This window comes from Steroidobacter flavus, assembly GCF_042651805.1.
GTDB classification, from domain to species: domain Bacteria; phylum Pseudomonadota; class Gammaproteobacteria; order Steroidobacterales; family Steroidobacteraceae; genus Steroidobacter; species Steroidobacter flavus.
The window spans coordinates 1,613,563-1,626,406 of the sequence record NZ_JBHSDU010000015.1 but is presented as its reverse complement, the minus strand read 5'-3'; the positions used below and the strand labels follow the sequence as shown (position 1 = coordinate 1,626,406).

Genomic DNA, 12,844 nt, shown 5'->3' with positions numbered 1-12,844 from the left:
ATCGAGTTCTTGGACAGTACGGGCAACCGATGCCTTGTCCACGAGCAAACGGTCTGTGCCGCATTCGGCCAAACCCTGATTCCATCTGCAAAGCATTGACAGAGTTGCAGTCTCAAAATACAACTACGGACACCAAGAACATTACGGATGAGGAGCTAAGGAAGGTCATGGCGTTGATATTCGCTATTCCATCTGTGCCGATCGATCATCTCCCGTCTGCCATCCCGTTGATCGATCATTGAGTCGCGGATCCCTGCCGCAGCGGGTCTCAAACATCCTTTTGCCAACGCCTCAACTAGTGGCGTCTCGCGTAACCAACGGGGCGCGGGCTGTCGCTCGGCTGTGAACTTGATTTGGATCACCGTGCGCAGATCTCAGCGCTTTCTCATCGCAATCGGCTTGGGCTGGCTCTTGATGGTCAGCTCAGCGCTGGCGATCACGCCTCAGGACATTTTCGGCAAGCCGGAGAACAGCTTCAATTCGACCAATGTGGGTCAATTCGAGGGTGAGTACCTCGATGTACGCACGCTGACGTTGTCCTGGGAGACCAAGGAACTCATCGTTCCCGGCAACGGCGGCCTCGATATCGTCGTGTCCCGCTCTTTTGGCAAGACGCCCGTGTATGGGCCGCTCGGAAACTGGGAGCTGGAAGTTCCGAGAATCCATTTGCAAACAACCCCTCACATCACCACGCGGGGGCCGCAATGTGAGGAGCCCGGGCCGCCAGACACGATTCAGCTGTACGACCAGCCGATCGGCCAGCCCGCCGTGTACACGCAGGGAAACTGGTACAGCGGACCGCTGGTGCTGCTCATGCCCGGTGAGCGTCCGCGCCAGCTCCTGCGCAAGCTCGACACGGCGACCCAGTATCCTGCGGATGTGAAGTACGTGACGGCGGACAACTGGATCGTTCGCTGTGTGAATTCCGGGCGGGGGTTCGAGGTGACCTCGCCCAACGGCACGCGTTACCTGATGCATGAGTGGACGCAGCTGAAATTCGGCGACCAGTGGTTCGGCTCGTTCCCGGGCTATCAGATCTTCGGTGCGACGACGGTTACGGACGTCCATGGGAATACGCTCACGTATGCCTACGAGCCTTCTGGCATCCAATACCAAAACCGGGTTGCAAGTATCACGGCCAATGACGGTCGCGTAGTCACGTTCAACTACTACCCCGAAAGCACGGCACCCTCCTCGCGGAGGCTGCAGACCTTTACGTTCAATGGACGGACCTGGAGCTTCTATTACGTGGCGTGCTCTTCGGGCAGCGGTCGCTTTGCATGGCAAGGCAACTGCCTGGAACGCGTCGTGCAGCCGGAAGGATTGCAGTGGACCTACCTCAACAGCAGCGACGGAGCGTTGATCTACAACGGGCCGGGCATGACTCGAGTGACCACGCCAAGCGGGGCTTCGGTGAACTACACATACAACAAGCCGATTGCTTATCGCGGCAGTGTGGTTAATACGCGAACCGTTACCGGGTCGACGATTCCCACCTCGTCCTGGACCTATACCAAATCCATGGACACAGACTATGAGTACGTGACGATCGATGGTCCGGCGCGTCGCGAGGCGTACACCTTCCATCGCGGCTGGCACGATGTCTACAACGACAACTATCTGTATCAGGCGCCACGCAATCCCTTGTTACCCGGGTTGCTCAAAACGCTGCTCATTTCAAGCGTCGATGGCTCGGTACTGTACCGAACGGTCACGCCGGCCTATGCGGACCTGCCCGCGATCGGGCAGTCGTTCCTGGGGGCGTACTCACTGCCCAATCAGAGAAAGCCCGTGCCGTTGCAATCGCAGACCATTGCGGAACTCGCACCCGGGCTGTCGTATGTGACGGCCTGGTCGAATTTCGACAGCTTCGGCCTGCCCGCGACCATGGTTGAGAACGGCAACGCCAGCCGCCAGACCAACTACACCTATTTTTCGAGCGCCTCGCCGTGGATCGCCAACGTGGTGGACTCGGAGGAGGTCGTTGGTGAAGGCATCATCGATCGAACGTTCTTTACCAACGGCAAGCTGCAGTCGGTCAACAAATATGGCATCGCCGAGAGCTACGACTACCATGCCGACGGCAGTCTGCATCATCGATATTGGATGAAGGACGGTGTGCAGCGGTCGCAGACCTACACCAACTATTATCGCGGGACGGCTCGCCGCGAGGAGCTTCCCTTGGGCGTGACCTACGAGCGTGAGGTCAATCCGGACGGCACGGTGCAATGGTCGAAAGACCCGCTGAGCAATACGACCTACTATGAATACGACGGTCTGAAGCGGCCGACCAAACTTACTCCGCCGCTCGGCGCGATTACGAACATCACATGGCCGACCGCGACCCGGATGGTGCTCACTCGTGGCAACTTCGAGAAGACCGTCACCACGGATGCACTCTGGCGAGTCAGCGAGATCAAAGAGTGGGACGTGACCAAGCCCGCCAATGAGGCCACCTACGTCCGCCACGTGTACGACCCTGTCGGGCGGCTCAGTTTCAAGTCCATTCCGAGCCTGTCGGCTACGGAGGTACGCGGGCTGTCGTATCAGTACGATGTGTTCGATCGAAAGACGCGGGAGACGAACACGGCTGACGGCAGCTATGCGTCGATCTGTTACTACTGTGTCGAGTCTGGCACCACCCCATACAAAGACAACGCGGAGTACATCAGCTTCGTGGAGCCCTCTGGAGGCGAGCCTCATCACTCCTACCAGTACTACCGCTCATACGGTAATCCCGACGTGAAGGAGCTCATGACCGTGCAACAGAGCTACTACCTGCCGACCAATCCGAATGAGACCAAGAAATACATCGACACTCGACTTGGCAGGGACAAGCTCGGCAATCTGACCAGCGTTCAGCAGGGCTCAGTGCTGCGAGAGTATGTGTACTACCCGACCAAGCTGCTGTGGAAGGTCATCGAGCCGGAAACCGGCACCACCGAGTTCACTTACGATGAGCCCGGCAACCTCAAGACCTCCAAGGTTGCGAACTCCGGCACCACGATCTATACCTACGACACGCTCAATCGACTCACCGATATCGATTATCCGGGGACCACGCCGGATGTGAACAAAGGCTACTACGCCGACAGCAAGCTGCGGTGGGTGACCAACAGCAGCGGTCGCTGGGACTACACGTACGATGCCGCGCGCCGCCTCGGAACCGAGATTCTCACGACCAATGGGCATACCTTCGGGCTTGGTTATGAGTACGACGCCAGCGATGCGCTGAAGAAGATCACCTATCCGAGCGGCACCGAGATCCTCACCAACCCGGATGCGCTGGGTCGTGCGACGACCGTGGGGGGCTATGCAAACAGCCTCGGCTATCATCCCAACGGCGAGCTCAAGACCATGACCTATGGGAATGGTCAGAAGCTCACGTTCACGCTCGATGATCGCAACTATCCCGATTCGATCGTGGTCGCTCGGGGTGCGGTCCAGCGTGTGTCGGTGGGTCTGGATTACAACGCGCGCGGCGATCTCACCACCGTCGTCGACTACCGCGATACTCGTAACAGCCGACAGCTGCGTTACGACGGTGTCCATCGGTTGACCGGTGCGGACGGGCCGTGGGGCCTCGGCACGCTCGTCTACGATACGGCCGACAACATCACCTCGATCGCGCTGGGCTCCACGACGAAGTCATTGCAGTACGATCCGGCGACGAATCGGCTGTCGTCCGTTACAGGCGCGGTGAACTACGCGCTTCAATATGACGTGTACGGCAATGTCACGAACAATGGACTGTATTCCTACACCTTCAACACTGCTTCTCAGCTCGTCTCGGTCCCTTCGGTGTCCGGTTTGAGCTATCAGTATGATGGCAACGGCAAGCGCATCCGTTCCTCGGCCTCCGGTGGGGATACCTACTATCTCTACAACCTCGCGGGCCTGCTCATGTATCAGACCAACGTGACGGCCACGCAGTCGAGCGAGTTTTTCTATGCCGGCGACAAGTTGGTCGCGCGCCGCGACTATGGCGCTGGGGTGAACCCGGATGTCGACGGCGATGGTCTGCCGAATCACATCGAGCTGCAGCTGGGCTCTTCGATGACCAATCCCGCCGATGCGACGCTCGATTCCGATGGCGATGGTTTGTCGAACCTCGCGGAGTACGTAGCCGGCACGGAGTTCACGTCAGCGGACACCGATGGCGACGGTATGTCGGATGGCTATGAGGTGCGCTTCGGGCTCAATCCGTTCGTGAACGATGCGGGCCTGGATGCGGACGGCGACGGCCTGACCAACCTGCAGGAATCGCAACGGCGCACCAATCCGAACAAGGTCGATACCGATAATGACGGTGTGCCCGATGCAACGGATCCGCATCCGACGTTCAACCCGGCGATCGTTCCCATCATCGAGATGATCCTCAATGACTAACCTGATGCAAGCGGGCAGGGCGCTCGGCGCGCTGTGTCGAATCCTCATCGCATCGCTCGCGCTCGGTGGCGTGTGGGGCACGGCGCTCGCGGGCGAGCTGGTCACTTACTATCACAATGACGTGGCTGGCTCGCCGATCGCGGCGACCGACTCCAAGGGCTACTACATCTGGCGCAGCAGCTACGAGCCATACGGGCAGCGCATTCAGAACGACGCGGAATATGCGGCCTCGATCGACAACAACCGCTGGTTCACTGGCCACGTGGAGGATGTCGAAACAGGCACGCTTTATATGCAGGCGCGCCATTACGACCCGGTGATCGGCCGGTTCATGTCGGTGGATCCAATTCGCTTCGTCGAGTCGGAGCCGCATACTTTCACGCGCTACGCCTACGCGGCCAACAATCCCTATCGCTATAACGACCCGGATGGTGAGTTCATCAACTTCATCGTCGGTGGCGTCAAAGCAGCTGTCGAAAACGTGGCCATCCAGCATATCGAGATGGCGCTGGGCATCCGTGACAGCTTTAGTTGGGGCGAGGTTGCCATCGACGCTGCGGTCGGTACCGCGACCAGTGGTCTCTCGACGATCAAGAATGCCGCGAAGCTTGCCAAAATCACCAAGCGCGTCACCAACAGGGGCGACGACCTTCCGGACTCGACCCTGGTCTGTCGTGGCGGAACCTGCAAGGCGGACCAGTTCACCCATGGTAGCGGCGTGACGAAAGAGGCGGATGGAACGCTCAAAGGTGTCTCGACGCAGAGCAAGACGGGTGCTAGCGTTGAGGAACTCGCTCAGCCGTTCAAGAATAATAAGGTGGGTGTGACAACGGTCGGTGACATCCGCCGTGCCGGCGGGAAGATTGAGCCGGACGGCACGCCGAACAATCCGAACCACGCCACCGTCGAGGGGTTGACGGCGGAGAAGCTTGAAGAGCTGTTCAAGGTCATAGACAACCCTGTTCCGCCCGCTCAGCGGGGCAAGTGATCGCTCGCGTGAGGTAGATACCGTGCCCAACCCGCAACTGTACGTCGACTTCAATGAAATGCTAGAGCCCGACCTCGTGTTGCTCAGCGCCGAGGATACAAAGCGGGATGTCGCCGGAGCGTTGGTTCAATTGCGCGAGGCGATGGCGATAGACGTATACATGGATGACGTGAATGAGCGCGGTGAGCCTGACAATCTGGTGGCCAGCGGACGGGTAGAGAAAAACCAAAGTACCGGTTGGGGCTCAAACGCCAGGTGGTGCTGTCGCATCGATGAACACGGGATCCGCCATCAATCGGATCTCGGCAAGCAAGACTGAGGCCTGAGGACGTTCATCAGGCCACGGCGCCCGGGACTCGCGACAAAAACGCTCGCGTGAGCGCGACGACTTCAGCAAGATTCGTTTCCAGCAGCCAATGGCCGCCATCGAGGATGTGCATCTCGGCGTTCGGCAGATCACGCAGATAGGCGCGTGCCGACGCTTCAGTCATGTAGCCATCTTGCGGCCCCCAGACGATTAGTGTCGGCGGCTGATGCCGACGTAGATACGCTTGATATTTTGGGAACCACGTGAGGTTGTCGCGCAACCCCGCGATCACCTCGGTTGCAATCTCCTTGCGCCGTGGCGTGGTCAACGACCAATGCAATTTCCAGAGATCGGGACTGATGCGTTGGGCCAGCTCGGGCCGGACCTCGTTTAGAAACTCATCCCGATACCTGTGTGTGGCGAATTCAAAATTCTGCGCATAGATCGTGCAAATCGTCCACGTGTCCTCCGCAAAAATTCGATGATGGCCTCTGAGATGGCCGGCCCGCGCAACTGTGGCATGATCATGGCGTGCTGAGCGCGTTCTCCACGATCGTCCGACTGACCTGGGATCTGATCCTGTGGTGCGGGCTCGTGCTTCGGCCGCGCGAGTCGTTGGAGGCAGAGATACTCTTTCTGCGGCGGCAGCTGGCGCTGTACCGCGAACGCGGGGTGAAGCCGAGGCGGGTGGATGCGACAACCCGAATGAGATTGGCGCTGTTGTCGCGCTGTTTCGACTGGCGTAGCGCTCTGGTGGTGGTGCGGCCGGAGACGCTAATCGGTTGGCACAGAGCGGGCTTCAAGCTCTTTTGGCGATGGAAGTCGCGAGCTGGACGGCCGTCGATTCCGAAGGAACTTCGCGATCTGATCCGACGAATGGCAGCCGAGAATCCCGTGTGGGGTCAAGAGCGGATCGCGAACGAGTTGCTGGTGAAGCTCGGTCTTCGCGTGTCGCCGCGCACGGTGGCGAAGTACATGCCGCGACGGACGCCGGGTCGGCCGAGGGGAGGTCAGCGATGGTCAACCTTTCTTCGCAACCACGCACGGGGAGTGATCGCTTGTGATTTCCTTGTCGCGGTGACGAGCACGTTCCGAGTGCTGTACGTGCCCGTCGTCATCGAACACCACAGCCGCCGACTCATTCACTTCAACGTGACGTCGCATCCGACGGCGCAGTGGACGCGGCAGCAACTGCGAGAGGTAGTGGGATACGAGGAGCGATGAGTACCTGCTGCATGATCGCGACGCCATCTTCTCGGCCGAATTGGATGAATCCATACGGCGGCTGGGTCTGCGGGTGTAGAAGAGCCCGCCGCGCAATCCCAAAGCAAATTCCATCTGCGAGCGCGTGATTGGGACGATTCGCAGAGAATGTTTGGACTGGATCATTCCGCTCTCTGAAGAGAATCTGCGTCAGACGCTCAAAGCTTGGGTGACACATTACAACCGCGGACGTCCGCACACAGCGTTGGGCCCAGGCGTTCCCGATCCTCCCGCGAATTCGCGTGTTCCATTGTCGACGTCTCGGCATCGACTCGACGACTTTCGCTCGGTTCATGCCAAAGCAATACTCTGCGGACTGCACCACGAGTACTCGCTGGCGTGCGTGTGAACAAATCGACCCAGCCAAGAACGGTCAGACGAGGTTATTGCGGACGGCAGGGATCGCACCGTCGAATTCGCCCATTTCCGAGATTTGAGAAGCGGCATCGTCGCTCGACCGAGTCGGGCAGAACGGCCGCCGCAGGCCAGCGTGAACAACGCGTGGCGGCACATCGTCATCGCGCCCACCGGCCCAAAGTGGTCACGCTGAATCACCGTGGGACCGCGTGAGAGCGCGGTGCTCGCCGGAACGCAATTCCAACGCTGTTCGCCGGCTCACCTTTATGAGGTTGTTGCGTCGAACCGCCAGCTGAACTCGTTTTTGCCGAAACGAATTTTATAGCCAATTTTATAGAGGCGGGAATTTCGTAGTCGCCTCGAATTCGTAACTCGCGGAGTTCAAACGGGAAAAGTGGTGGGCCGTATAGGACTCGAACCTATAACCAACTGATTAAGAGTCAGCTGCTCTACCAATTGAGCTAACAGCCCACGTGATCGTGGTGTGCGGCGTAGAGGACAGGATGTCCGGCGCCGTCTACGAAGACGTAAAAGTGTAACAGAACTTTCCAAACTACCCAACGCAGCATCGCTTCAATCAAGCGATCCAATCGCTTCATCGAGTGGGGTGGACGATGGGGCTCGAACCCACGACGACCGGAATCACAATCCGGGGCTCTACCAACTGAGCTACGTCCACCATTGCATTCGATAGTGGCTCCCGCTCGCCGACCCTGCAAGAGGGCCCCGGCCGTGCGGGGCGCAGAGTATATACGAACTCGGCGCGAACACTAGATGGTGGAGGAAGTTCGAGCACACCCCGAGGGGCTTGAACCCCCGACCGCCGGCTTGGAAGCCGATCGACCCCGGCGCGGCCAAGTTGGAAGGCACAAGCTCGAGCGCACAAGTGGGTGAAAAATAGGGTGATTTTGTAGGGCGTTTATCTAAAAGACGGACCCCCGCAAAAGACCCCAACCACCCGGACTGAAGCCTCGATAGCGCGCTCTGTGTGGGGTTCATTCCCAACCTCCGCCCAGCGCGAGGAACAGGTCGATCTGGCGATCGATAAGGTTCGCGCGTGCCGCGGACAAGCTTGTCTGGGCATCTGCGAAACTGGCCTGCGCGTTGAGCACGTCCAGAAATGGCGTGCGGCCGAAGCGCTGGAGTTTCTCCGCGTCATCGCTTGCCCTGCCGGCGGCTGTGGCGGCCAGTTCCAGCTCGTTCAGACGATCGCGGGCGTATGCGTAAGCCGCAAGCGCAGTTTCCGCCTGCTGGACGGCCAGCAGCACCGAGCCATCGAAGCTGGCAAGGGCGCCATCCGCGTCGGCGCCTGCCTGCTCGATTCGGGCGCGCACCGCCTTCCTATTTGGAAACGACCAGGAGACGAGCGGGCCGACACTGAAGCCAAACGACGCGGACTTCAGGAATTCGTCGGCGGGTCCCGCCGTGCCCGCGAATCCACCGATGCTGATCTTTGGATAGAGCTCAGCTTCCTCGATGCCGATCGTGGCCGTTGCCGCCGCCAGGAGTCGTTCAGCGCTTCTGATATCGGGGCGTCGCTTGATCAGCATCGCGCCATCGCCGACGGGTATTGGGCGATTGAGGGCGGGCGCGACGTCGCAAGTTTCCACTTCCTTTGGGTAATCGGCGGGCGTGCGCCCCATCAGCGCGGCTAGTTCGTACAGCGCGGCCTTTCGTTCGGCCAGGATATCGGGAATGGCCGCGTTGTTCACATGGACAGCCGCGCCAGCTCGGTCGACGTCGAACTGAGTGCCGCGGCCGCTTTGGGTCAGACGGGTGGCCACCTCAAGCGTCGATTTCTGGATCTCAACGACATGGCGTGCGGCGGCCAGCGTTATGTTCGAGGTGCAGACCCGTGCATAGTTGCGCGTGACGGCGGCGGCGACGAGGACGCGCACTTGGTCGCGCGCGGCCAGAGTCGCCTCTGCTTGCGCATTGGCTGCCTCGACGCCGCGATGGATGGTTCCCGCAAGGTCTAGCGGGTAACTGAGAGCAAACTCCATCGAGTAGCTGAAGGGTGCAGGCAGACCGTCGGCCGGGCCGGCAACGCGCGTGCCGACCGCCTGGCCGGAGATGTTGGTTCGCATCGTGCGAGCGGCCTCGGCCTCGTGAACGATCGCCGTGGCACGACGCAGGTTCGCGTCGGCGGCGCGCAAATCGGTATTTGCCGCCAGCGCCTCTTCCACATAGGAGTCGAGTTTGGGATCGCCATAGAGCCGCCACCATCGCGCCGGCAGTTCCCCTTGGCTCATGCGCGCATCGTCTTGGCCCAGGAACGGCGTGCTGATGTTCGGATCGTTGAGGACGGCAGTGGGTGGGACACGATAGTTCGGCCCTGCCACGCAGCCGACCAGCAGCAGCGTAGGAAACAACGCGAAGGTACGATTCATGACCGAGTCCTCGGCGCGACGGCAGCAGGCTTGGCGCTGGAGGAAACGATTTCGACGGTGGCAGTTCTGCCAGCGATCAGCCGGCTGCCGGCAGGAACACGATCGATGCAGATGCGAACCGGGATGCGCTGGGCGAGTCTGACCCAAGAGTAGGTCGGAGCGATCTTCGGCAGAAGATTGCCCGCTTCGCCGCGCTGATCGTCGGCAATGGCGGCAGCAATGCTCTCGACGTGGCCGGTGATCTCGGCATCCTCGCCCATCAGCCGGACTGTCGCGCGATCGCCGATGGCCACCTGATGAAGCTTGGTCTCTTCGAAATAGCCCTCGATGCGCAGTGAGGCGGTATCGACGAGAGCCATCGCCTGCGTCCCGGCAGCGAGATAGTCTCCCGGATGAATGTCCAGATTGGTGACGACGCCGTTGACGGTCGCCCGGATTTCCGTTCGCTGCATGTCGATAGCTGCGACGCCTCGATCGGCGAGAGCGCGCTTGAGCGCCGCTTGCGATGTCCTGACGCGAGCGACATTCTGTTCGCGGGCCTCGGTTGCCACGAGCTCACCTAACGCGGCGTCTCGTCTCGCTTCCTTGCGCGCTTGCTCCAACTGCGCCTGAGCTTCCGCGATTGCGGCGTCCGCGCGCTCGACCGTCGCGGCGATGCGTGGGCGATCCAACACAATCAGGAGCTGCCCGAGTTGGACTCTCTCGTTGTCGCGAACCAGAACTTGCGTTACGAGTCCTCCAACGTCGGTCGATACACGAACAATGTCCGCGCGCACACGCCCATCGCGCGTCCAAGGTGTTTGCTCGTATCGCTTCCACACAGGCAGCGCGATCAAACAGGCGAACGTGACGAGGCACAGAGTCAGGGCGTAGCGGCCAAGTAGAGATAGAACGGACTTCATCGGAGGTACTGCACGATCAGGCTGTAGATGATGGTGAAGGCGGCGAGCTCGACCAGCGGTCGGTAGGCAAACAATCGATAGATGTCCAGCACGCGCAGGAGGCGGATCGCCGCGATGGTGGCGACAAGTGCGAGGACCGCGATTACCAGCAGACCGGGTATGAGGACGCCTCCAATATAGAAATCGACAATCATGAGTCGCGCTCCTCATGCGTCGCGCCACCTGGGTTCAGGGCGAACCGCAGGTCGATGAGTATGTCGAGCAATCGCGAGCGTTCCGGGAGGGAGCTGCCGGCGAACAACGTCATCAGTGTCTCGATGCGTCGGTTGAGAGCGAGCGCTTCGACAGGTTTCGTCTGTCGCCTGGCGCTGAAGCGTGCAGCAGTCGCAAGAAGCAGTTCTCGCGCCTCATCGCCGAGGTCACCTTCCAGGTGCTCGACTGCCCGGCGAAGCTGATCCACGGCATGGCCCACGCGAAGGTGGTACACGGTGTCGTCGAGCACGTCCGCATAAGAAGCGTCAGACACCCGCAGCCTTGGCAGCAGCAGCGCCGTCCGATCGATCATGAGACTCGTCCAGTGCGCTTCCTCGGGCGCACTACCACAGGCGCGCCGACTGACATCGCGGCGACTCACTCGAAGCAGGCGGTTGATTGCGGCGTCGACCGGGACGGTCTGGAGCGCAGTCATGCTCACTACTGCGAACCCGGTTCCTGCAAACAGCGCGACGGCACTGTTGAGGAACATGGCAAAGTCGCCGGTGTAGGTCGTGCCCAGTCCGCAGAGGATCGGCGTCGTAAGGGTGATGCCGAGCGCCATCAACGTTGTTGGGGGACGCGCTTGAATGGAACCGGCGAGTAGGAATGCCGGCGCGAGTACCGCGACAAGAACGGCGAACTCCGTCACGCGGGGGAGGATGACGAAGCTATAGATAAGGCTGATCGCGACGGCATAGGTCGAGCCGACCAGGAACTTGACGACATTCGGCGCGGGCGCGTCGACGTTTCCGAGCAGAGCACAGCACACGCCGAGCACCGAGACTGCCAGCGCGCCGTCCGGCCAAGCCGACCAGATCCAGAAGGCGCACCCGATGACGATGCCGACGATGGCGCCCGACGCGGCGCGAGCGGCCATCAAGCTGTCGCGGTGATAGACGTAGCCTGTCGGGCGCTTCCGCCAACGAAGCAATGTGACTTCGCGCGACTGGCCGGCAGTCGCGATGTCCCGTCCGAGCCGATCGCAGTCGTGCAACAGCTCGATCATCTCGGCGAGGTGGCCCGCGAGATTGGCGGCGAGCAGATCGCCATGTGCGGCGATGTTTGTTCCGATACGTGCCTGAAGCATCCTCGCGCGCTCAATCAACTGGACTGCGACGAGCTCGCGCTCGGTCGCGCCGGCCGCTGTGATCCAGGTCTCGACGTCGCCCAGCAAAGCGGTCAACTCTTCGGGTGTGTCATGGTCGCGAATGTTGAGGGCATGAAGCCGGTCCTCTATTTCCGTCGCAAGCGGCAGTAGTCGGGCGAGACGATCGTGAATCAGCTGCAGCTTCTCGCGAGCCGGTGTCGCCGGGGCCGGGTCGTAGGGCAGATAGGTCGCAAGCCCCTGCAGGGCGAGCAGATCGGCTGCGAGCTGATTGCGGTCGCGACGGGATTTCTCTTGCGGCGCTCCGCGAAGCGCATCGTTTGCCATTCGACGGGCGTCGTTGAGCGTCGTCGACAGCTTGGTCAGGAACTGGCTCGTCATGGGCTTCGGCACGACGAAGCGATGGATCAGGACGGCGCAGAGAATCCCGATCGAGATTTCCTGGACGCGCACCGATGCGGTTTCAAAGACCGCGCCGGGATCGAGCACGCATGGGAAGCCGATCAAGCTCGCGGTGTAGCCCGCCAGAACGTACGCATAAGCTCGTGGAGTGCGATCCAGTAGTGAGACATAAAGGCACAGACCGATCCAGCACGCGAGGATCACGCTGCATGCAAGGGGATCGTTCACGAAATTCGGGACGATGGCCACTGTCGCCGCCGCGCCGATGAATGTTCCGAGGAAGCGATAGACGCCGCGGCTGAGAGACGCGCCCGCGGAGGTCTGGGAAACGATATATACGGTGACGATGGCCCAGTAAGGCTTGGGCAGCCCGATGCAGAGCGAAATGTAGTAGGCCAGCATCGCCGCGGCGAAGCTCTTCATTGAAAACAGTAGTGCGTCCGCATCGGCTTTCATGCCGTCTATTGTTAGAGATTGGCGGAATCG

At 60.6% G+C, this 12,844-nt stretch carries 9 protein-coding genes, 2 tRNA genes and 1 pseudogene; 5 read left to right on the top strand and 7 right to left on the bottom strand.

The window, feature by feature from the left end; all coding sequences use genetic code 11:
• Positions 1–363 precede the first annotated feature (363 nt).
• From ACFPN2_RS34370 to ACFPN2_RS34360, 3 genes are read left to right on the top strand one after another with little or no spacing between them, the layout of a single operon-like run.
• A complete protein-coding gene (locus tag ACFPN2_RS34370; RefSeq protein WP_380605195.1) occupies positions 364–4,389 on the top strand; it encodes an RHS repeat domain-containing protein in 4,026 nt (1,341 codons plus the stop codon).
• Positions 4,382–5,377, top strand: coding sequence for an RHS repeat domain-containing protein (locus ACFPN2_RS34365; RefSeq protein ID WP_380605193.1), 996 nt, complete (start codon positions 4,382–4,384; stop codon positions 5,375–5,377). The genes ACFPN2_RS34370 and ACFPN2_RS34365 overlap by 8 nt, the downstream gene beginning before the upstream one ends.
• 22 nt (positions 5,378–5,399) lie before the next feature.
• Positions 5,400–5,696, top strand: coding sequence for a hypothetical protein (locus ACFPN2_RS34360; RefSeq protein WP_380605191.1), 297 nt, complete (start codon positions 5,400–5,402; stop codon positions 5,694–5,696).
• Between the two features lie 16 nt (positions 5,697–5,712).
• Here the strand turns inward: ACFPN2_RS34360 and ACFPN2_RS34355 are convergent.
• A pseudogene (locus ACFPN2_RS34355) lies at positions 5,713–6,153 on the bottom strand (alpha/beta fold hydrolase); the annotation flags it as partial.
• 62 nt (positions 6,154–6,215) lie between these two features.
• Here ACFPN2_RS34355 and ACFPN2_RS34350 point away from each other — a divergent pair.
• Together ACFPN2_RS34350 and ACFPN2_RS34345 are read left to right on the top strand one after the other, a co-directional pair.
• Positions 6,216–6,908 carry a helix-turn-helix domain-containing protein gene (locus ACFPN2_RS34350; RefSeq protein WP_380606790.1) on the top strand — a complete coding sequence of 231 codons (693 nt, stop codon included), beginning with the start codon at positions 6,216–6,218 and terminating at the stop codon, positions 6,906–6,908.
• Between the two features lie 124 nt (positions 6,909–7,032).
• Positions 7,033–7,296, top strand: coding sequence for an integrase core domain-containing protein (locus ACFPN2_RS34345; protein WP_380605189.1), 264 nt, complete (start codon positions 7,033–7,035; stop codon positions 7,294–7,296).
• A 403-nt stretch (positions 7,297–7,699) separates the two neighbouring features.
• Here the strand turns inward: ACFPN2_RS34345 and ACFPN2_RS34340 are convergent.
• The 6 genes from ACFPN2_RS34340 to ACFPN2_RS34315 all read right to left on the bottom strand — a co-directional run bounded on the left by ACFPN2_RS34340 (position 7,700) and on the right by ACFPN2_RS34315 (position 12,814).
• A tRNA-Lys gene (locus ACFPN2_RS34340) sits at positions 7,700–7,775 on the bottom strand.
• Positions 7,776–7,907: 132 nt separating this feature from the next.
• Positions 7,908–7,983 (bottom strand) — tRNA-His (locus tag ACFPN2_RS34335).
• A 316-nt stretch (positions 7,984–8,299) separates the two neighbouring features.
• Positions 8,300–9,694: a TolC family protein gene (locus tag ACFPN2_RS34330; RefSeq protein WP_380605187.1), complete on the bottom strand. Its 1,395-nt coding sequence runs from the start codon at positions 9,692–9,694 to the stop codon at positions 8,300–8,302.
• Positions 9,691–10,596: an HlyD family secretion protein gene (locus ACFPN2_RS34325; protein ID WP_380605185.1), complete on the bottom strand. Its 906-nt coding sequence runs from the start codon at positions 10,594–10,596 to the stop codon at positions 9,691–9,693. The genes ACFPN2_RS34330 and ACFPN2_RS34325 overlap by 4 nt, the downstream gene beginning before the upstream one ends.
• Positions 10,593–10,790: a DUF1656 domain-containing protein gene (locus ACFPN2_RS34320; RefSeq protein ID WP_380605183.1), complete on the bottom strand. Its 198-nt coding sequence runs from the start codon at positions 10,788–10,790 to the stop codon at positions 10,593–10,595. The genes ACFPN2_RS34325 and ACFPN2_RS34320 overlap by 4 nt, the downstream gene beginning before the upstream one ends.
• On the bottom strand, positions 10,787–12,814 hold the full coding sequence (locus ACFPN2_RS34315) for an FUSC family protein (RefSeq protein WP_380605181.1): 2,028 nt from the start codon (positions 12,812–12,814) through the stop codon (positions 10,787–10,789). Before ACFPN2_RS34315 ends, ACFPN2_RS34320 begins: the two co-directional genes overlap by 4 nt.
• Between the last annotated feature and the right edge of the window lie 30 nt (positions 12,815–12,844).